Origin of the sequence: Candidatus Symbiobacter mobilis CR (genome assembly GCF_000477435.1) — a bacterium.
In the GTDB taxonomy this organism is placed as follows: domain Bacteria; phylum Pseudomonadota; class Gammaproteobacteria; order Burkholderiales; family Burkholderiaceae_C; genus Rhodoferax; species Rhodoferax mobilis.
The window spans coordinates 1,724,064-1,742,235 of sequence record NC_022576.1; the positions used below are offsets into that span (position 1 = coordinate 1,724,064).

Genomic DNA, 18,172 nt, shown 5'->3' on the forward strand with positions numbered 1-18,172 from the left:
TTGTACAAGAATTCACAAAAACTCACAAAAACTCATAACGCAGCCACAATACCCGATTGTGGACATTTTCCGGTTCGCGCCGTTGTGCCCCTGTTGGGACGTGCGGCGCGCTCCTCCCGCCACGCCGTGGTTTTCCCCCACCCAGGCGGCTGCAGGCCGCTCCCCCTGCCATGCATTCCACTTCCGCCGCGCCTTGGTCTTCCCCAGCCGTTGCCGAATCCCTGCGCCCATTGATTCCGGGCTTCGCCGTCGAAGTGGTCAGTGAGGTGGATTCGACCAATTCCGAGCTGATGCGCCGCGCTCGCGCAGGCAATACCCAGCCCACCGTGCTGATCGCCTGCCACCAAACCCAGGGCAAAGGGCGCCATGGCCGGCGCTGGTACGGCAGCACGCAGCCTGCTTGCGACCAAGGCCCCGGCAGCCTGACCTTTTCGGTCGGCGTAGCGCTGGCGCCACCTACGTGGCTGGGCTTTTCGCTGGCTGCGGGGTGGAGCGTCGCGCAAAGCCTGCACCCCGGCATCCTGCTGAAATGGCCCAATGACCTCTGGTGGGCGCGCCGCAAGCTCGCGGGCATCCTGGTGGAAACCGCCGACCTGCATCCACAACGCCCGGCCCGTTTTGTCGTCGTCGGCGTGGGCATCAACGTCATGGCTCCCTCCGCCGATGTTCCCCTGGATGCCGCGTCGCTGGATGAATTTCTGCCCGGCGTAGGCGCGTTGGACACGCTGCTGCGTACCGTCCCCGCGCTCATCGATACCCTGTATGCCTTCGAACGCGATGCCTTCGCTCCGTTCCGCGATCACTACCAATCTCGCGATGCGCTGGCCAATGCTGCGGTCACGCTCGAAGACGGTACGACTGGCGTGGCGCTGGGTGTCGATGCAGACGGCGCGCTGCAAGTGCGTACAGAACGGGGCATGCTGCGGATGACGAGCGAGGAAGTCCGCGTGCATCCCCCAGCCAATTCCGAGGATCCCCCGCCGTGCTGCGGCTGATTGCGTTGTGCCTGCTACTGGCCAACCTGGGGTACTTTGCCTGGGCAGGTGGATGGCTACGCGCCTATGGCTTGGCGCAAGATACCCAGCGTGAACCCCAGCGCATGCAACGGCAAATCCACCCGGAGCGGCTGACGCTGCTGCGTGGGAACGAGGCACTGTCACCGCCGCATCTCCCCGCATCCGCACCCAGTGCGCCAGCCATGTCGGATGCATCGGCGCCGTCCATCGTCTGCTTGCAGTCTGGCTGGCTTGACGTGCCCCGCGCACAGACCTTGCGGAAGATCCTCGCTGAAGCACTGCCTCAGGGGGGCTGGGCCTTGGAACCGGAATCCCTGCCCGAACGCTGGATGGTGTACATGGGCAAATTTGTCAACGCTGCGGAGCTGGCCCAAAAACGCACGCAACTCGACAAACTCGGCCTCCCCTACGACGTGCCACGCAACGCTCTGGCTCCGGGCCTTTCGCTGGGCGTGTTCAGCACGAAAGCCCAGGCGCAGGTGGCCCTGGCAGCGATCATTCCGCGCGGAGTGCGCACGGCCAGGGTGATCCAGGAACGGCCCGCCACGCCAGGGTTCCGGTTGCGCGTGCAGGGCGACCCTACCTTGCTCGACGCCGTACGCGCTGAATTTCCCAAGGGCTTGTCTCCCTGCTGAACCGTTCAATCAGACTTGCTCATTCCTGCCTAAACATGAATGAAGCTAACTTCCTGCTTCATCGAGGACGGTTTCACCCGGCGCTTGCGCGTCGGGCCAGCGCCTTCCTCTCCACAGGCTGCGACCGTGGAACTCACGGCCATGTTCTTCAGGTTGATCGCGGCGTTCACGTCGCGGTCATGAACTGCGCCGCAGGCTGGGCACACCCATTCGCGCACCGACAGCGCCAATGTCTCCAGCTTGTGCCCGCACGCTGAGCACGTCTTGCTGCTCGCAAAAAAGCGATCCGCCACCTTCACTACGCCGCCGCGCATCGCGGCCTTGTACTCCAGTTGTCGCCGGAACTCGAAAAAGCCCATGTCGGCGATGGATCGGGCCAGATGCCGGTTCGCCATCATGCCGCGCACGTTCAGGTCCTCGATGCCGATGGTATGGAAGCGGCGCATCAGGCCCGTGGTGAGCTTGTGCATCGCGTCCGAGCGGATCGCGGCAATGCGGGCGTGCAGCTTCGCCAGTTTGGCTTTGGCCTTACGGCGGTTCGCCGACCCCTTGACCTTGCGCGATAGGCTCCGGGTGAGCTTGCGCAATCTGTCCAACAGCGCCTTGTGTGCCCTCGGACCGGGAACCTTCTCTCCCGTCGAAAGCGTCGCCAGCGCCGACACGCCCAGATCGACACCGACCGCGCCTTGGTTTTCGGCTTGGGGTAGGTGCGAACTGTCGGGTGCGTCCACGGTAATGCTGACGAACCACTTGTCGGCTACACGGGAAACGGTGGCAGACATGATCCTGCCGACGAAGCGCAACGCCTCGCGCATGCGCACCCAGCCAAGATGAGGGATGCGAATACGGGAACCGTCGACATCGAACTGGTCGTTGGTCATGGTGAAGCGGTCATGCACGCCCTTCTTGCGGAAGGTCGGGTAGCGTGTACGGCCCGCGAAGAAGTTCTGGAACGCCTTCCCCAACTGCATGATCGCCATCTGCGGCGCATTCTTCGTGACCTCCAACATCCACGGGAATTGCTCGCGCTTCACCGCATTCAGTTGCCGTCGCAAGGCTTGTTGTGACGGCTTGGGCAGGCTGCTGTTGGCCTTCCATGCCTCGTACTGGCGCTTCCATTCGGCAAGCGCCCAGTTGTAGGCGAACCGCGCCGTGCCTGCCGCACGGGCTAGGTATGTCGCCTGCACGTTGTTCGGATCCAGCGCGATACGGTGCGCAATCAGCATTGCGATGCCTCCACGGCGGCCTTCACCCCATCGAGCAGCTTCTGGTTCTTGCGTGAACGGCTGCCATACAGCCTGGCGCTGAACACGGTGATGATCTCCAGCACGTCCTTCGCTAGGTCTTCCTCGAACGTGGTGTCCTCGCCCTGGTTGAGGATGACGACCTCAACACCCTGGGCCTCGCAGATGGCGAACACCAGTTCCGCGCCGAAGCGCAGCAGCCGATCTTTGTGCGTGATGACCAGTCGCCCGATGCGGCCTTCCACCACATCGTTCAACAGTCGCTTGAGACCTTTCTTGTGATAGTTCATGCCCGAACCAAGGTCGGCGATGACCTCGAACGTCCAGCCCTGCCGGGCACAGTACAGTTCCAATACTTGTTTCTGTCGCTCCAGATCGTCCTTCTGGTCGTGACTAGATACACGGGCGTAGGCGACGGTACGACGCGCAGCTTCCCTCGCATGGAACTGCTCGGGCCGCAGACGCGTCAGGTCATAGCGCCGCCGCCCGCCCGGCGTGCGCTCATCAGGGGCAAGCTTGCCTTCACACTCCCAGCGCCGCAGCGTTTGCGCCGCGACACCAAGAAACTCGGCGGCTTCATGAATGCTGACCATCTTGCGGGACATGCGCAAAATATACATGAAAGCGCAAAAATGCGCAATTATTCGTTGAACTGTTCAAACCCCTTCGTAGACGCTGACGGTTTTCGGCGTGATGCTGGGGGGCGGATAGATGGCGATGGAAAGGGATTCGGCCAGCACGTTCGCGCCATCCGTCAGGCACACGGCCAGGGTGCGCAGTGCCGTTACCGTATCGGCCACGGTCAAGCTGAAACTGGCGCGACGGTTCTGAATCTCCACCACTCCGCTCAGGGGGGTAACAAAGTCCCCGGCCACCGCCGTGCCGGATAGTTTTTGCCATTGCACTTGCCGCCCGCTTGGAACGCCAGATGTAACCACGTCGAAGGTGACGGTGCCACCGGATCGCAGAATCAGGGCACTGGGGGCGACTTGGTAGCTTTCCGGCTCGACAGATGTATCGAACACCATCACGGCGGTACTCGTTGCCACCACCGGCCCGAGTATGGAACCGGAATGCACGCGCACAGAAAATGGTTCTGGCCCTTCTTCAAAGGAAAGGTCGTTTTTCAGCGTGCGGGTGAATGATCCTGCCCAATTCGCCACGCTGAAAGCGCCAGCCATTGCGCCATCGTCGAAGTCTTGCGCGGAAACTTTTTCACTGACTACCTCCCACGTGAACAATGCGCCGTCGCGCACGTTGTCAGCCTGGAAGGCAAAATTGACCGTTGCGCCCTCGTTCGCTTCGGTCGCGTCAGGCGTTACGGAGTAGGTGGGATCCCCGGGTGTGTAGAAATCCCGAGCGAAGCTCTCTACGAACATCCGGGAATCGTCTACCTTGGACGACGTTCCCGGCGATACGAGCAATTGGCCGTCGAAAAATATGGGCATGGCAGCGACATCCGTTGAATGTCGCTATCGTGCAGTCACGACGGGGGTTGACGCGCAAGCGGATCAACGGGGAGACAAGAGGAAGACGATCCTTGGGAAGGCTTTGGTCATTCTTCCCGCTCCTTTGGGGTTGCTGCCTTGAGTGTCCTGCCGTACACTTTCAGTGGGAATGGAGGAAAGGCGAGCTGTGTCACCCTTTCCGCGAAGCGTGTCAGTGTCTGGACTCGTGATACGTCCACTCCCACTCCCGTCTTTCTCGAATGCGGTGAGAAGCCAGTGCTTTTGTTTTTCGTCGTAGGTTAGTTTCACTGCTGCACGGCGCGATCTGCCATCCCATAACTGCACTACCTTTTTGTCTCGTTGCCGTATTGTTAGGGACGAAATGAATCCTTGCAGGTCATTAAGCACTTCAGGATGCCATTTCAACAATTTGGAAAGACCGCTACCATCGCTACGAGATGTCCCCGCTCTCCCCCACACCAGATCAATATCCCCAACTTCTGGGTGATATAGCGCAGCTACGGCCTCTCCGTCTTGCAATGCGGTAAGTGCCTCAATTGCACCCTGTGCATCGTGGCGGTACTGCCTAAGTATTGGCCCAAATGGGCCGGATTCGTTCGCATTGAAGGGACCCGGCGGCTTTGCTTCTTCGCCAGACTTGGCCCGCACCCAATGCGTCACACGCCGACCGTTCTTGTCGGTCACGACCTTGGGAGATAACCCCTTCCCCCCAGGCTCGCCGCCCTTGAGGAACAGCACGATACGCTTCGGTTGTGTGGCGGCGTTCATGCGGTGATGATGCGGTCACGACCACAGACGGGTGGCCATACAGCCCGCCCCCATGCCGAGGGCGGGCATTGCGCTTATGCGGCTTTCGCGTCCTCTTCCCGCACAGTGCGCAGTTCTTTACAAATGTCAGTAGCCAGTTTGGCAAGACCTTTGGCCGTTACCAGCACTTGTTCCGCTTGCTTGATCGTTCCATCGGCCCGCTCCACCGTGGTGATCTTGTGCTCCAGATACCCGACTTGGATTCGTGCTTGGTACCCCGCATAGCACTTTCCACCGGCACGCCGGTAAATCCATTGGTTTTCCTGCAACCAGGCAAATAGCTTTTTGGGCTGCATCTGCAAGTTCTTTGCAGCGTTGGTGATGCACATGGCACCCTCCGCCGTAGAGATCAAATCCAGTGCTTCGGCTTTGGGGGCCAGTTCGCCAACCTGCTTTTCCAGGTTCAGCACCTTTTCGGTGTAGTTCAGCAGCAGCCCGCGCATTGCAGCAGGGTCGTTGAGCACCTGCATCGGGTCACGGGGTTTTGCTTCCTTGGCTTCCCTTTCGCAGTCGATGAAGTACCGGCGGGCTTGGCGGCCTTTCGCATTGTTCTCGACCATCGAGAGTTCCTTCGCCATGTCGAGGGCAAGGTGGTAGCTGAGGCTTCGGCGGTCTCCACCGCGTCCGTTTTGATTCCCCAAATTTGGGGAATCAATCACAAAGTCTTGATTTTCAACAAAATCGTATTTCTCGATCCTGTCTTTGATCCACGTTGAGAAATCCTTCCCGACTTCCAGGAAGGAGTGCAGGTCGCGTGCGTTGACGGTCTGCGCGACCGCCGCACCGATAGGGTTCAACCCGACGGGGATGAGTGCGTTTTCCATGGCTCAGGCTCCAATCTTGTCGTTGGAACCATTGGCGGCGGAAGCGATGCATTGCTGCGCGGTGTGGTAGCTGTCCCGATCCATCGCAAACTGGCCCGCTTCGGTCGCGATGGTTTCAATGGCGCGAATGGCCGTTTGAATGTCGCCATCGCGGTCGTCGTTGTGCGATTCCATGTAGCAATGCAACAGACGCGAGATCGCAACAATTTGCGCAAGCGCCTCGACGCTGGCACCCTGTATCTGCCTGACTTCTTCACGAAGCCACAGGGTTTCTTGGGTGGTGGTGGTGGTGCTTTGCGCACCAGAAGAGGTGACGGTTGTCATGGTTTACTCCATTTGCGGTTTTGTAAACCACCTCCCATCTCAAACGGGAGGCGGCCCGGAAGGGGGTTGAGATACCGTATGGAGCAACGGCGAGCCTTGCGGCTACCCCCCGACCGGGCCACCAAACTGACTATGACTGGCAAAGCCAACCAAAGCAATAGGGGCACAGACGCAAAAAAGCCGCGTCACACTCGTTGCAAGTGTCGCGGCTTGTCACCGCTCCATTTCGGGATCTCACCCCCGGTCACGCCCTTGCTGAACGTGACGGATGGAATGTAGCACAAACGGAGCGACGTATACTGTACGTTGTGTAAAAAAAGAGACGTGGCGAGTTAGAGCCTATTTCAGTAGGCAATATGCCCTTAAAGTGATTAGGGCGCAAGTGAGGTGCAACATGGCGATATACGTTTCAGGAAGTTTTTCCCAACGAACCAGAATTCGGCGAAAGCGATTCATCCAGCTATGTGTACGTTCTACTACCCAGCGCCGTGCCTTGAAACCAGCTTCTTGCTTTATAGATTTAGCTTCTTCGCCTCTGGAACGAATGTGAGCCGTAAAGCCAAATTCTTTGACGATCTCTCTTACTTCATCAAAATCGTATCCTTTGTCCAAGCAGATGCCTTGTGGTTTTGTATCCGTCGGGTCTGGTCGTTTTGCTTTGATGTCTTCCAGCGTACTCCTGACCAACTTCATGTCGTGCCGATTCGCACCGTCGATGGCGACGGCAAGCGGTATGCCTGCACCATCAGTAAGCACACTGCGCTTGACACCTTGCTTGCCTCGATCTGTTGGGTTGGCCCCAGTTGTTTGCTGACCTGCTAGGGGCGCTTTGGTTAACGCTCCATCCATGGATGTCCATGCCCAATCAATGCCTTGGGATTTGTCGTATTCGACCAATTGTTGTATCCAAAGGGCTGAAAATATACCTGCTTTCGTCCATTCGCGAAAGCGTCGATAGGCAGAACTGCACGAGCAAATTCCCGTCATGTTTAAGGCGTTCCACTGGCAGCCAGTTCGCAATACGAAAAGAATTGCGTTCATTGCGCTGCGATCAGATACACGCGGATTATGGCAACCAAGGGGATGTTTTTTGGGTTCAGGGAGCGATGATTTTATTATTCCCCAGAGTGCATCATGCAATCTCCACCCATCATCATGAAATATCAGGCCCATAATTTTCCTCATCTGGGTTATTGCGACTGTGATGATTAATATTATATATCATTAGCCTACTGAAATAGGCTCTTAGCCTAGGCGAAATGAACTGTACTAGGCTTTGGATAGGTCGTAAATAGCGCATAACCAAGTGCAAAAGTCAACCACTCCATGGAGACTTATGGGCAAAGCTATTCCCTTTCGGAAATGCGCCGAATTGGTATGAAAAAATTCGACCTCAATATTGAAAAAATATTGGAAAGCTGGGAATTGTGCCACGCAATCAGAGAAATTATTGCTAATGCGCTGGACGAGCAGCTACTTACGCAAACAAAAGATGTGTGTATTTCCCAAATAGGAAATGCTTGGATAATACGCGATTATGGGCGCGGTCTAAAATACACACATCTTACTCAAAATGAGAATCAGGAAAAAATTGATAATGGCAACGTAATTGGAAAATTTGGCATAGGTCTAAAAGATGCGTTAGCAACTTTTGACAGGAAAGGCGTAATTGTAACAGCAAAATCTAAACACAACATAATCAGAACAGAGCAATCTACAAAGCAGGGGTTTCATGATGTCAAAACTCTGCACGCAGTCATTAAAGAATCTCATGAATCAAACTTTGTTGGCACTGAGTTTGAATTGATAGGTGTCTCAGAAAGGGACATTGATGCTGCAAAAAACTTTTCCTAAAATTTTCTGAGGAAAAAATAGTCGCAGACACCAAGTATGGGCAGATTATCAGTAACGGAAATAATATAGGGTATATTTATATCAACGGAGTAAAAGTTTCCGAAGAGGAAAATTTTCTGTTTAGTTACAACATAACAGCGATAACTGCATCGATTAAGAAAGCAATCAATAGAGAGAGAGCCAATGTTGGTCGAAGCGCATACGCCGATTCGATTAAGAAAATATTACTTGCATCAAAAACGGAAGAGGTTGCCAAAACTCTTATGGAAGATTTGCAAAATATCAGCAATGGAACTGCACGGGATGAACTATCATGGATCGATGTTCAGGAGCATTCAGTAAAAATATTGAACCAACAAGGGAAATATCTTTTTATTACGCCATTAGAAGCAATGGAACATTCGGGCATGATCGACAAGGCAAAGAGCAGCGATCATGAAATTATAATTATTCCAGAAAATCTAAAACAAAAGATACAGGGCGCAAAAGATTCGTCGGGAGACCCAATAACTGATATTGATCAATTTTTTGCGAGCTATTACGATAGCTACGAATTTACATTTGTTGATATAAGAACATTAACAGATCAAGAGAAGGCAATTTACTATTTTACACCAAAAATCGTGAAACTGTTTGGCGGGCTGCCAGGAACTGTACAGTCCATTAAAATTTCATCAACAATGAGAAAAGACATTTTCTCAAATGTAGAAACACTTGGCTGCTGGGACAGAAAATCAAATTTGATCATCATGTCACGCAAGTCACTAAAATCGCTTAACGTCTACTCAGGCACGCTAATACATGAATTGATTCATGCAAAAACAGGACATTGTGATGTTACGCGAGATTTTGAAATCGCTTTAACCGACAATATCGGGAATCTTTGTCAGCAATTGCTAGTAAATTGAAATTTGGTAGGCAGACTGTGCGGGTTAGCGAACCGGACATAGGAACCGGCACACCTTGCGGTGTCCCACACAGCCTGCCAAAAAGGAGACCGTGCCCGCGCAACACGGGAATAAAAAAACCGCGAACCTGTTTTATGGGTGGCGCGGTTGCTGCGCCTATGTTCGGGTCGCTAAACCCGTGTCGCGCATGTGCGCGACATGGGGAATGTAGCACAAGTTTCTGATCGAAATCAATAGGCGCGGGGAAGTTTATATCTTTATTGATCCATCTGTATCATTTTTGGTATAGAATTGTTCCATGAACGGGAAGCAGGTCATTGCCAAACTCAAAGCGGAAGGGTGGAGGCAGGATCGAATCCACGGAAGCCACCATGTCATGATCAAAGGAAGCGTGGCTGTACCGGTTCCCGTGCATGGCACCAAAGACCTAGGCCCAGGACTGCTGGCAAACATTGCACGACAGACTGGCGTGAAACTGAAATAAGGAGATTGGATGCAAACAACCTACCCCGCTCTGGTAACACACCAAGACAACGGAGCTTTGCTCGTCACATTTATCGATTTGCCCGACACCTTTACCGAGGGCGATACGTTGGAGGATGCGTTGTTCAACGGCACGGAAGTGCTTTCGGCAATGTTGGGTTGGCACTTGGATCAGGGAAGCGCCATTCCACAGCCAAGCGTTGGGGTTGCGGGCGCGTACTACATCGCCCCAGATGCCAAAACACAGTCTGCCCTATTGCTGCGTTGCGCCCGTGGTGATCGCCCCGTGGCCGACTTGGCCAGAGGCTTGGGTACATCGTGGGCGGCAGCCCAACGCCTTGAAGACCCGCACCATTGGCCCAGCCTAAAGCAGCTTGACCGCGCGGCCCGTGTATTTGGAAAGCGCCTTGTTTTGAGCGTGGAGTAATCTAGCCAGTAGCCTTCCTACAGAAAGCCAGCAAAATGTCGCAATGGCTACACCGGCGCACCCGTATTGCTAGGCCCGCCAAGTACACCGGAATGCGCATGGGTATCGCCCACATTCTTGCTATTGTGGGTAAGGCCACCGCCATGGATGGATACCACGCCATTGATTGTCACCGTGGGGGCGTTGATCGTCATGCTGCCATCCACGTTCCATGTTGCATTGCCCGCAGTGTCGATGCCCAAATTGCCGGAATGCGAAAGCGATACGTTCCCGCCGGTATCCACGTGCAGCGTGCTTTTCCCGGCAGTCCGTACCGTCAACGCCCCCACGTGGTCAAGCGATACATCACCATCCGGGCTGATTCGTAGCGTGGCCTGCACCCCGGCACTGTTCGCCACCGTTGCAGCCAGCCATACCCGGCGGTTCTTGTTGCGCGTGATCTTCCACAGCCCGTCAAAATCCTTCCCGGTCAAATCCTCATGCTCTGGCTGTTCCGCAATGCGCAGGAACGTGCCGGAAGGGTGGGCATACTCGGTATTCCCGGCATCGTCCGTCGTGCGGTACACGTCCGAAGCATGGCGCTCCACGCGGAAATTGCGCCGGTCAAAGGCGATCTCCGTCACCTGGGGGGGCAGAAACCCGATAACCAGATACCCGCCCCCCGCCGTGCGTGCCAAAACCGCAAAGGCATCCCGCGTGCGGCTTCCCTCGCTTTCCCATTCATTCCCCTCTGGCTCGTGCAAGTCTGCCACCCCGGAGGATGTCGTCATCATCGGAGACAGCACGGGGACGCCGGTCAATCTGGAACCGTCATACACCAGCAGCACATCCAACGAATTGTCATGCTGATGCACATCAATCACGCGCCCGACAAATAGCCATTCCATGCTCAGTACACCCCTAGCCCCTCTCCCGCTGGGCGAGGGGAGCAATAGTTCTCAGCCATACCGAACCTGGGAGAATGCTCCCATGCATTTGCTTATCGAAGAAGCCGGCAAGTTCCACGTCGGCAGGCTGCTGACCAAGACCGATACCTCCAGCCAGGTCGAGCTGGATAGCGGGCGGCGTCTGAAGGTCAAGGCGACCAATATCTTGCTTTCCATCGAGACAACCGACCCTGTGGCATGGCTTGCACAAGCTCGGCACGTGGGCACAGAGGTAGACATCCCCGTAGCCTGGGAGTTCGCGCCGGAAGAAGATTTCGACTTTGGCGAGCTGGCGCGGGAATACTTTTCCGCACACCCCAGCCCCCTGGAGCAAGCCGGGATGCTGTTTGCCCTGCACGGCGCGCCGCACTACTTTCGCCGTGCGGGCCGGGGCCGTTTCCGCAAGGCCAGCGCGCAAACGGTGGCCTTGGCGCTGGCGGCGATAGAAAAGAAAAAGCAGGTCGCCCAGCAGATTCGCGCCTGGTCTGACGCACTGTGCAACGCCGAATGCCCCGCGCCGATCCGCGAGCAGCTCCACAAAATCCTATTCAAGCCGGACAAAACCTCCGCGCCATACCAGGCAGTGGTCGATGCCTCGCGCAGGGCGCAGTGTGCTCCGCTCGACCTGCTGGTACGCGCAGGGGCCATCGATTCGGCCTACCAGTTCCACTGGAAACGCTTTCTGCTCGAACACTTTCCGCAAGGCACTGCGTTCCCCCGAATCGATCTATCGACCCTGCCCAACTCGTGGGAAGAGCTGCCTTTGTCGCCGGTGCGTGCGTTGTCGATCGACGATTCATCGACAACGGAAATCGACGATGCGCTCTCCGTGCAAGGGCTGGGGGAAGACATCGTCACCGTTGGCATCCATATCGCCATTCCAGGGTTGGGCATTGAGCCAGGCGATGCCATCGACGCCCTATGCCGCGCCCGTCTATCGACCGTCTACGTTCCCGGCCACAAAGTCACGATGCTGCCCGACGCAGTGGTCGAACGCTTCACCCTGCAGGAAGGCCGCAACTGCCCTGCGCTCTCGCTGTACCTGCGGGTGCGTGCGGATTCGCTCGACATCGTCGAACGGAGCACACGCATCGAGCAAGTGCATATCGAAGCCAACCTCCGCCATGACCGGCTCGACGGCATCGTCACCCCAGAATGGCTCGATGGGCGGACGCAAGTAGGCACCACGGATGGCATGGATAGGGTGGATAGCGTCGATGGTGGCGCCGGTGCAGAGGGCGTGGAGCGCTACCGCAGCGCGTTGTCGTTGCTCTATCGCCTGGCCCAACGGCTGCACGCAGACCGAGAGGCCGTTCGCGGCAAACCCGAATCCTTAGGGCATCCAGACTACAACTTTCGCTTGATGCGCGCCGATGCCCACTCCGACGCAGAACCCGATGGCAGCGAGTGGGTCGAGATCGGCGTGCGTCGCCGTGGCGCCCCGCTCGACCTGATCGTTTCCGAGGCGATGATCGTCGCCAACAGCACCTGGGGGGCGTGGCTGGCCGAACTGGGCGTGGCGGGGATCTATCGGGGGCAACCCGCGCTGGCGCCCGGCGTCAAGGTGCGCATGAGCACCAAACCGCAAATCCATGCGGGAATGGGCGTTCGCGACTACGCTTGGAGCAGCTCCCCACTGCGGCGGTACGTCGACCTCGTCAACCAGTGGCAACTCATCGCGTGCGTGCGGCACGGGACGACCGCGCGACTGGCCGCCCCGTTTCCGGCGCGGGATACCCGGCTGTTCGCCATCCTCTCGGACTTCGACGCCACCTACTCTGCGTACCGCGACGTGCAGAACGCGCTGGAACGGTTTTGGACGCTGCGCTACCTGCAACAACGTGGCGTGGCCGAACTTGAGGCCCTCGTCCTGCGCGAAGGGCTTGTGCGTGCGCTCGAACTCCCCTTGGTGCTGACCCTGGTACAGGCGCCGGTGCTGGAGCGGGGTGATCGGGTTCGGGTACGGCTGGACAAGATCGACGAGGTGTCGCTCGAAGTGCGCGCCATCTATGTCTCGACGCTGGACGACGACGCCCAGGACTTGGAGAACCTGGCCGACGACGAGGACGAAGCGCTCCCCACTGCGATCACCATCGACGTCGACCTGGCAGACGCTCCCGAAGACGCCGGTACCACCGACACGACCGACAACACCGTCGCCACCGAAGACGGTACCCTGCCCACGTGAAGGCGTGAACCTACGGTCGATCAGTACCTTCGAGTGGGCGCTCGGCATCTCGCTGCTGTTGCATGCAGTGGCGCTGAGCGTGCGCTTGGTCGATCCGCAGGCGCTGGACAGCGTGTTCGAGCACACCTCGCTCGACGTCATCCTCGTCAATGCGCGCAGCACGGAACACCCCCAGGCCGCACAAGCCATTGCCCAGGCCAACCTCGTCGGCGGTGGCGATGCCGCAGCGGGGCGTGCAACAAGCCCTACCCCCCCGGCGCACACCACGGTCGATGCCGCCGATGACGAGGACACGCAGCAACGGCAGCTTGCGTCGCTGGAAGCGCAACAGCGGCAGATCCTCACCCAACTGCGCGGCACCCTGCGGGCCATGGCGCAGACCACAGCCCGCAAGGCCGAGGCCGAAGACGCGCAACAGCGCAAGCAACGCCAGCTCGTCGAAATGCTGGCCGAAATCGAGCGGCGCATCCAGCGCGAAAACGCCCGCCCACGCAAGCGCTACATCAGCCCCACGACCCGCGAAGCCGTCTACGCCCTCTACTACGACCACCTGCGCCGCGCCATCGAAGAACAGGGAACGCTGCACTTTCCCGAAACCCAGGGCCGCAAGCTGTATGGGGAGCTGCTGATGTCGATCACCATCGACACGCACGGCACGGTGCTGGATACCCGCATTGAACACAGTTCCGGGCAACGTGCGCTCGATTTGCATGCGCAACGCATCGTTCGCAGCGCAGCGCCCTTTGGCCGCTTTACCGAGGCCATGCGCAAGCAGTCCGACCAGATCGTCGTGATTTCCCGCTTCCAGTTCACCCGCGAGGAAGGGTTTGCCGCCCACGTCGGCGCGGCGCCCTGACATCCCTACGCACCATGCCCCACGCCATCACCGACCGCTACGCCGTACTGGGCCGCCCGATCGGCCACAGCCGCTCGCCCTGGATCCACGCCCGCTTTGCGGCGCTGACGCAACAACGCATCCGCTACGACGCCATCGAAGTGCCGACGCAGGGCCTGGCAGCGTGCCTGCCTGCATTGGTCGAAGCCGGGTTGCGCGGTTGCAACGTCACCGTCCCCTGCAAAAGCGAAGCCTGTGCGCTGGCGGATGAAGCGAGCGTAGACGTGGCGCTGGCGCAAGCGGGCAACACGTTGTGCATCGTAGAGGGGCGCATCGTCGCGCACAACACCGATGGCATTGGGCTGGTGCGCGATCTGGAACAGAACGCCCGCTGTGCCCTTGCGGGTCGGCGCATCTTGCTGCTGGGCGCGGGCGGCGCCGCCGCCGGGGTGCTGGGGCCGCTGCTGCGCCGTCGGCCTGCCTGGGTCACAGTGGCCAATCGCACCATCTCGCGCGCCGAGGAACTGGTACACAGGCACCAAGCGCTGGCGCGGGAATGCGGGGTGGCCTTGCATGCTGCGGGCTTGGCGGATGTGGCGGAGCCTGTCGATGTGCTGTGCAATGCCAGCAGCAGCAGCCTGCACGGCGCGCCCGTCCCGGTCGATGCGCGGGTGCTGCACCCCGCAACGCTGGCCTACGACCTGATGTATGGCGCGGCCGCACAGCCTTTTCTGGCCTGGGCGCGCCACCACGGCGCCCAGGCGTGCGACGGCCTGGGGATGCTCGTCGAACAAGCTGCGGAATCGTTTTGGCTCTGGCGCGGCGTGCGTCCCCCGACCGGGGAGGTGCTGGCAGCCTTGCGCGCCATGGTGGAGGGCGCTGCGCCATGACACTGCGCCTGCCACGATGGACATGCTGGCTAGGGTGGATGGCCGTGGGGCTGTTGTGCTGGCAAGGGTTTTTTCTGGCGCGTGTCGCGCTGCTGGCGGTTGTCGACCCCGCTTCGACGACTTTTGAGCGATCCGAATGGGCGCGCCTTGCGCAGGGCGATACCCCATTGCAGTGGAAACAGCAGTGGGTGCCCTACGCGGCGATTGCGCCATCGCTCAAGCGTGCGGTGATCGCCAGCGAAGACGACGGCTTTGCGCACCATGACGGAATCGACTGGAACGCGGTCGAAAAAGCATGGGAAAAAAATCTGCAAGCGCAGGCTCGCATGGAAAAGCAACGGCAACGGGAAAAGCCACGCCCCGTTCCCCCCCACGCAGCCCCCTCCAGGGCCAGCAAACCCGGTAAGGCCACGAAGCCCCCCAAGGTGTACGGCGGATCGACGATCACCCAGCAGTTGGCGAAAAACCTACTGCTCTCGGGGGAACGAACCCTGCTACGCAAGGGGCAGGAATTCGTGCTGACGCTGATGCTCGAAGCGATGCTCGACAAACGCCGCATCTTCGAGATTTATCTCAACCACGTCGAGTGGGGGGAAGGCGTTTTTGGCGCGGAAGCCGCAGCACGGCGCTATTTCCGCAAACCGGCAGCCAAATTGGGCGCGAACGAGGCAGCCCGGCTGGCCGTGATGCTCCCACGCCCCAAGTACTTCGAGAAGCTGCCGAATTCCAGCTACGTCGCTGGCCGCGCTGCGGTCATTCAGCGGCGCATGGCGAGCGCGGAGATTCCGTAGCCAAGTCCCAGAAACACCAAAGCCCCTTGCGGGGCCTTGGGATTGCACTGGCCGAGGAAGTCAGACCAGAACGCGGAGCAAGCGTAGCGAGGAGATGCGCCCGCACCGGGCGCAGCCGCTTAGGCGCAAATCAAGCACGGCGGCGGCGCGCCATGGCACCGACGATGCCCAGCCCAGCCAGCAGCATGGCATAGCTTTCGGGTTCGGGAACCGGCGTGGTGGGCAGCATGTAAAGCTGGTCTTGCGCGTCCTGGGTGTACGCAGCATTCTTGTAGAGGTTGATCACCCGCACATTGCCCAAACCAGTCCACTGGCCGGACTCGACCGCATCGGTCGCTGCCTGTACCCAAGCACTGGCTTGGGCATCCCGGCTGAGCTTGTTGATACCAAATTCCTGTTCAAGGTACCAAATCGCGTTTTGCATCGACAGATTGGTCGAGGAATCGGTCACGCGGTAACCATCGACACCGTTGCTGAACTGCGTGAACAACCATGCCGTCCTGGAATCCAGCACGTCCCTGGAGCTGGTGATTTCGGTCACGTCTTTCACAAACATTTTGGCACCGATGTTGAAGGTTTCTCCGTGTTCCAGGCAGAAGCTCAGGAACGACTCCCCAGCCCCAGGGCCCGATACCACGCTACCTACATACATGCCGTTGCCTGCAGCTTGCGCACCGAACTGTTCCGTCCAGTTGAGCTTGATGACGCTACCGGCATCAATCGCAGCGTGCGAAGCACCAACCAGGCAAGCAGAGGAAGCAAGGGCGCACAGAGCGGCTTTGGCGAGGGAAGTCAAGGTATTCATGGCGATCTCCTTATGAATGGATGGAATGAATGCAACAAGAATCTATGACCAAATAGTAGGTGGCAACGTCCCAGCCTGCGCAGAAAATGTGTGGCACCTACTGCAAAGTTGTGACATTTGTTACATTCACCGCACAGTGGGGGGCTAGTCCTACCGGATTTCCGGTGGTACGCCGCACATAGCGTGCAGGCTCCTAGAATTTCCGGCGAAATTCGTAGCGCGGGTTCTCCGTGCTCTGCCCGTCGCGCGGGGCTTGCCGCGCTCCGTTGCCGAGGGGGCGTTTTCATGTCCAGCGATGCACTCCAGACTTACTTCCGCAGCCAGCAGGTGTCTCTGCAATGGCTGCCCGTGCTGCGCGCACTGGCCATTGAGCTTGCCGCCAGCGCCGACGCAGAGGGGTTGCGGCAGCTTTTCTTCAAAGTGGGGGAACGCTTTGCCAACGATGCCGGCGACCGGTTCGAACAAGCGCAAACGCTCGCTGAACTGGAAGAAGCCGTCAACGAATTCTGGTTGCAGCTCCATTGGGGTTGGGTGCAATTGTCAGAAGCACGGGGCACCATCGATATTGAGCACCAGGCCGCACCGCTGGCAGAGGCCTTTGGAGAAGAACACCTGGGCTGGAGCGTGGGGCTGCTCGAAGGTTTTTACCAAGCGCTGTTCGCCAGCCTCGGCGCCGGGGCTTCGATGCGGGTGCAAGCCGTGACGGAGGCCTGCGGGGACATGACCGTCACCCTGCGCTTCGGTCAACTTTCCTGATTTCTGCCAGAACCACTATCCGGGGGTACCGTCGTGGTGCTTGCTGCCGACCAGCCGGGGGATCGCATATCCCCCTTGCTCCAATCCCTGCAACCGGAGCGGCCCACCGCCGCGCAGGCTGCACAAGCCACCGAGGCACAGCAGCGCTGGCCCCTTTTCCGGGCCATGCCCCCGCAACAGCAGCCCGAACCGGAGCCGCTGGCGGAAGAAGCGCGCGCCCTCTGGCGCGGGGCTACGAATCCAGCACCCGCCGCTCCACCACCCCAACCCAGCATGCCTGGCTTGGGCGCCCAGCTTGCGCAGGGGCTGGGCCGCATCACGCAAGGTACTGCCCACGCCGCAGGGTCTGCACCCCGCGCCGCACGGTCGCCCACGTTCGGCGAGGCCACGCCAGCATCAGGTGTTCCCCCGATTGCTGCGCCCCTCTATGCGCAGACCTCCACGCCGACACCCGTCAATGCGCCAGAACCCGCGCCACCGCCCCAGCCTGCTTACGTTGCGCCCCTCCCCAAGCCTGTGCATGCACCACCACCTGCACCGGCACCTACGGCGCCATCGCCACTGCCGAGTGCTGCGGCGCATCCCTTCCCCCCTCGGCGCAGTGCGGAAGTCCTCCCACCAGCCCACGGTGTGCTGGGCACCCGCGCTGCCGTCATGCATCCCCCCCACGAACCTCCCCACCCCGAACCTACTCGGGAGGTACCGCCAGCGCCCACTGCGCCACCCATCATGACGCCTGTCATGACACCTACCGCCCCCCCGGCTGCTCCACAGGACGCTGCTGCAGCGCCCGCTGCCCCCCCAGCCTTCCATGGACTCTTTCGCAAGGCCGCCGAGCAGGCGGAGGCCTCGGGAGACGCTGCCAAATCCACAGAGCCTCTCAAAAGCCTCTTTCGCCGACTTGAAAACCCGAATGCCCCTTCCGAGAAGGCCACTGCCAAAAAGTCGTCCTTCCTCGGCAGGCTGCGCAAACGGCCATGAAGACGGCCA

Annotated in this window: 21 protein-coding genes and 1 pseudogene; 13 read left to right on the top strand and 9 right to left on the bottom strand. The window is 59.0% G+C overall.

Going from position 1 to position 18,172, the window contains the following annotated elements; all coding sequences use genetic code 11:
- Nucleotides 1-170 precede the first annotated feature (170 nt).
- Together CENROD_RS07065 and CENROD_RS07070 are read left to right on the top strand one after the other, a co-directional pair.
- On the top strand, nucleotides 171-995 hold the full coding sequence (locus CENROD_RS07065) for a biotin--[acetyl-CoA-carboxylase] ligase (protein ID WP_022773439.1): 825 nt from the start codon (nucleotides 171-173) through the stop codon (nucleotides 993-995).
- Complete coding sequence (locus CENROD_RS07070) at nucleotides 983-1,651, top strand: hypothetical protein (RefSeq protein WP_022773442.1); 669 nt, start codon at nucleotides 983-985, stop codon at nucleotides 1,649-1,651. Before CENROD_RS07065 ends, CENROD_RS07070 begins: the two co-directional genes overlap by 13 nt.
- A 29-nt stretch (nucleotides 1,652-1,680) precedes the next feature.
- Here CENROD_RS07070 and CENROD_RS07075 read toward each other — a convergent pair whose 3' ends face one another.
- The 7 genes from CENROD_RS07075 to CENROD_RS13095 form a co-directional block, all read right to left on the bottom strand.
- Nucleotides 1,681-2,877: an RNA-guided endonuclease InsQ/TnpB family protein gene (locus CENROD_RS07075; protein ID WP_022773445.1), complete on the bottom strand. Its 1,197-nt coding sequence runs from the start codon at nucleotides 2,875-2,877 to the stop codon at nucleotides 1,681-1,683.
- Nucleotides 2,871-3,500, bottom strand: a complete 630-nt coding sequence (locus tag CENROD_RS07080; RefSeq protein ID WP_022773448.1) for an IS607 family transposase — start codon at nucleotides 3,498-3,500, stop codon at nucleotides 2,871-2,873. The genes CENROD_RS07075 and CENROD_RS07080 overlap by 7 nt, the downstream gene beginning before the upstream one ends.
- A gap of 51 nt (nucleotides 3,501-3,551) precedes the next feature.
- Nucleotides 3,552-4,343 carry a hypothetical protein gene (locus tag CENROD_RS07085; protein WP_041193374.1) on the bottom strand — a complete coding sequence of 264 codons (792 nt, stop codon included), beginning with the start codon at nucleotides 4,341-4,343 and terminating at the stop codon, nucleotides 3,552-3,554.
- Between the two features lie 63 nt (nucleotides 4,344-4,406).
- Nucleotides 4,407-5,132 carry a putative barnase/colicin E5 family endoribonuclease gene (locus tag CENROD_RS07090; protein ID WP_022773456.1) on the bottom strand — a complete coding sequence of 242 codons (726 nt, stop codon included), beginning with the start codon at nucleotides 5,130-5,132 and terminating at the stop codon, nucleotides 4,407-4,409.
- Nucleotides 5,133-5,206: 74 nt separating this feature from the next.
- The gene (locus CENROD_RS07095; protein WP_022773460.1) at nucleotides 5,207-5,995 is read right to left on the bottom strand and encodes a phage antirepressor KilAC domain-containing protein; all 789 of its coding nucleotides are present in this window, start codon (nucleotides 5,993-5,995) and stop codon (nucleotides 5,207-5,209) included.
- Between the two features lie 3 nt (nucleotides 5,996-5,998).
- Entirely contained in the window at nucleotides 5,999-6,319 is a 321-nt protein-coding gene (locus tag CENROD_RS07100) for a hypothetical protein (RefSeq protein ID WP_022773464.1), read from the bottom strand.
- Between the two features lie 339 nt (nucleotides 6,320-6,658).
- Complete coding sequence (locus CENROD_RS13095; protein WP_081699931.1) at nucleotides 6,659-7,492, bottom strand: IS5 family transposase; 834 nt, start codon at nucleotides 7,490-7,492, stop codon at nucleotides 6,659-6,661.
- A 204-nt stretch (nucleotides 7,493-7,696) separates the two neighbouring features.
- On the opposite strand from CENROD_RS13095, the gene CENROD_RS14075 reads away from it, so the two are divergent.
- The 5 genes and pseudogenes from CENROD_RS14075 (at nucleotide 7,697) to CENROD_RS07120 (ending at nucleotide 9,991) form a co-directional block, all read left to right on the top strand.
- Nucleotides 7,697-8,173 (top strand): ATP-binding protein, encoded by a 477-nt coding sequence (locus CENROD_RS14075; protein WP_202961141.1) that lies wholly within the window; start codon nucleotides 7,697-7,699, stop codon nucleotides 8,171-8,173.
- A 44-nt stretch (nucleotides 8,174-8,217) separates the two neighbouring features.
- Nucleotides 8,218-8,355 (top strand): annotated as a pseudogene (locus tag CENROD_RS14655) (hypothetical protein); the annotation flags it as partial.
- A gap of 81 nt (nucleotides 8,356-8,436) precedes the next feature.
- Nucleotides 8,437-9,081 carry a SprT family zinc-dependent metalloprotease gene (locus tag CENROD_RS14080; RefSeq protein WP_022773471.1) on the top strand — a complete coding sequence of 215 codons (645 nt, stop codon included), beginning with the start codon at nucleotides 8,437-8,439 and terminating at the stop codon, nucleotides 9,079-9,081.
- Between the two features lie 298 nt (nucleotides 9,082-9,379).
- On the top strand, nucleotides 9,380-9,565 hold the full coding sequence (locus CENROD_RS07115; RefSeq protein WP_022773474.1) for a type II toxin-antitoxin system HicA family toxin: 186 nt from the start codon (nucleotides 9,380-9,382) through the stop codon (nucleotides 9,563-9,565).
- A 9-nt stretch (nucleotides 9,566-9,574) separates the two neighbouring features.
- Nucleotides 9,575-9,991 (top strand): type II toxin-antitoxin system HicB family antitoxin, encoded by a 417-nt coding sequence (locus CENROD_RS07120; protein ID WP_022773478.1) that lies wholly within the window; start codon nucleotides 9,575-9,577, stop codon nucleotides 9,989-9,991.
- Between the two features lie 47 nt (nucleotides 9,992-10,038).
- Here CENROD_RS07120 and CENROD_RS07125 read toward each other — a convergent pair whose 3' ends face one another.
- Entirely contained in the window at nucleotides 10,039-10,878 is an 840-nt protein-coding gene (locus CENROD_RS07125; RefSeq protein ID WP_022773482.1) for a hypothetical protein, read from the bottom strand.
- 82 nt (nucleotides 10,879-10,960) lie between these two features.
- On the opposite strand from CENROD_RS07125, the gene CENROD_RS07130 reads away from it, so the two are divergent.
- From CENROD_RS07130 to CENROD_RS07145, 4 genes are read left to right on the top strand one after another with little or no spacing between them, the layout of a single operon-like run.
- Nucleotides 10,961-13,105, top strand: a complete 2,145-nt coding sequence (locus CENROD_RS07130) for a ribonuclease catalytic domain-containing protein (protein ID WP_022773486.1) — start codon at nucleotides 10,961-10,963, stop codon at nucleotides 13,103-13,105.
- Between the two features lie 4 nt (nucleotides 13,106-13,109).
- The gene (locus CENROD_RS07135) at nucleotides 13,110-13,961 is read left to right on the top strand and encodes an energy transducer TonB (RefSeq protein WP_022773490.1); all 852 of its coding nucleotides are present in this window, start codon (nucleotides 13,110-13,112) and stop codon (nucleotides 13,959-13,961) included.
- A 14-nt stretch (nucleotides 13,962-13,975) separates the two neighbouring features.
- Nucleotides 13,976-14,830 carry a shikimate dehydrogenase gene (aroE, locus tag CENROD_RS07140; protein ID WP_022773494.1) on the top strand — a complete coding sequence of 285 codons (855 nt, stop codon included), beginning with the start codon at nucleotides 13,976-13,978 and terminating at the stop codon, nucleotides 14,828-14,830.
- The gene (locus CENROD_RS07145) at nucleotides 14,827-15,621 is read left to right on the top strand and encodes a transglycosylase domain-containing protein (protein ID WP_022773498.1); all 795 of its coding nucleotides are present in this window, start codon (nucleotides 14,827-14,829) and stop codon (nucleotides 15,619-15,621) included. The genes aroE and CENROD_RS07145 overlap by 4 nt, the downstream gene beginning before the upstream one ends.
- A 130-nt stretch (nucleotides 15,622-15,751) precedes the next feature.
- Here the strand turns inward: CENROD_RS07145 and CENROD_RS14330 are convergent, their stop codons facing one another.
- On the bottom strand, nucleotides 15,752-16,426 hold the full coding sequence (locus tag CENROD_RS14330) for a PEP-CTERM sorting domain-containing protein (protein ID WP_022773502.1): 675 nt from the start codon (nucleotides 16,424-16,426) through the stop codon (nucleotides 15,752-15,754).
- 285 nt (nucleotides 16,427-16,711) lie between these two features.
- Between CENROD_RS14330 and bcsD the strand changes: the two genes are divergently transcribed.
- Both bcsD and CENROD_RS07160 read left to right on the top strand, forming a co-directional pair.
- Complete coding sequence (bcsD, locus tag CENROD_RS07155) at nucleotides 16,712-17,182, top strand: cellulose biosynthesis protein BcsD (RefSeq protein ID WP_022773506.1); 471 nt, start codon at nucleotides 16,712-16,714, stop codon at nucleotides 17,180-17,182.
- A 33-nt stretch (nucleotides 17,183-17,215) separates the two neighbouring features.
- Nucleotides 17,216-18,163, top strand: coding sequence for a hypothetical protein (locus CENROD_RS07160; RefSeq protein WP_022773510.1), 948 nt, complete (start codon nucleotides 17,216-17,218; stop codon nucleotides 18,161-18,163).
- Nucleotides 18,164-18,172: the final 9 nt, after the last annotated feature.

What these genes read in the sequence shown, in the direction of transcription:
- CENROD_RS07065 (WP_022773439.1), top strand. Translation starts at nt 171, where the DNA reads ATGCATTCCACTTCCGCCGCGCCTTGGTCTTCCCCAGCCGTTGCCGAA.
- CENROD_RS07145 (WP_022773498.1), top strand. Translation starts at nt 14,827, where the DNA reads ATGACACTGCGCCTGCCACGATGGACATGCTGGCTAGGGTGGATGGCC.
- CENROD_RS13095 (WP_081699931.1), bottom strand. Translation starts at nt 7,492, where the DNA reads ATGGGCCTGATATTTCATGATGATGGGTGGAGATTGCATGATGCACTC.
- CENROD_RS07085 (WP_041193374.1), bottom strand. Translation starts at nt 4,343, where the DNA reads ATGCCCATATTTTTCGACGGCCAATTGCTCGTATCGCCGGGAACGTCG.
- bcsD (WP_022773506.1), top strand. Translation starts at nt 16,712, where the DNA reads ATGTCCAGCGATGCACTCCAGACTTACTTCCGCAGCCAGCAGGTGTCT.
- CENROD_RS07095 (WP_022773460.1), bottom strand. Translation starts at nt 5,995, where the DNA reads ATGGAAAACGCACTCATCCCCGTCGGGTTGAACCCTATCGGTGCGGCG.
- CENROD_RS14330 (WP_022773502.1), bottom strand. Translation starts at nt 16,426, where the DNA reads ATGAATACCTTGACTTCCCTCGCCAAAGCCGCTCTGTGCGCCCTTGCT.
- CENROD_RS07120 (WP_022773478.1), top strand. Translation starts at nt 9,575, where the DNA reads ATGCAAACAACCTACCCCGCTCTGGTAACACACCAAGACAACGGAGCT.
- CENROD_RS07130 (WP_022773486.1), top strand. Translation starts at nt 10,961, where the DNA reads ATGCATTTGCTTATCGAAGAAGCCGGCAAGTTCCACGTCGGCAGGCTG.
- CENROD_RS07100 (WP_022773464.1), bottom strand. Translation starts at nt 6,319, where the DNA reads ATGACAACCGTCACCTCTTCTGGTGCGCAAAGCACCACCACCACCACC.
- CENROD_RS07075 (WP_022773445.1), bottom strand. Translation starts at nt 2,877, where the DNA reads ATGCTGATTGCGCACCGTATCGCGCTGGATCCGAACAACGTGCAGGCG.
- CENROD_RS07115 (WP_022773474.1), top strand. Translation starts at nt 9,380, where the DNA reads ATGAACGGGAAGCAGGTCATTGCCAAACTCAAAGCGGAAGGGTGGAGG.
- CENROD_RS14075 (WP_202961141.1), top strand. Translation starts at nt 7,697, where the DNA reads ATGAAAAAATTCGACCTCAATATTGAAAAAATATTGGAAAGCTGGGAA.
- aroE (WP_022773494.1), top strand. Translation starts at nt 13,976, where the DNA reads ATGCCCCACGCCATCACCGACCGCTACGCCGTACTGGGCCGCCCGATC.
- CENROD_RS07080 (WP_022773448.1), bottom strand. Translation starts at nt 3,500, where the DNA reads ATGTCCCGCAAGATGGTCAGCATTCATGAAGCCGCCGAGTTTCTTGGT.
- CENROD_RS14080 (WP_022773471.1), top strand. Translation starts at nt 8,437, where the DNA reads ATGGAAGATTTGCAAAATATCAGCAATGGAACTGCACGGGATGAACTA.
- CENROD_RS07125 (WP_022773482.1), bottom strand. Translation starts at nt 10,878, where the DNA reads ATGGAATGGCTATTTGTCGGGCGCGTGATTGATGTGCATCAGCATGAC.
- CENROD_RS07090 (WP_022773456.1), bottom strand. Translation starts at nt 5,132, where the DNA reads ATGAACGCCGCCACACAACCGAAGCGTATCGTGCTGTTCCTCAAGGGC.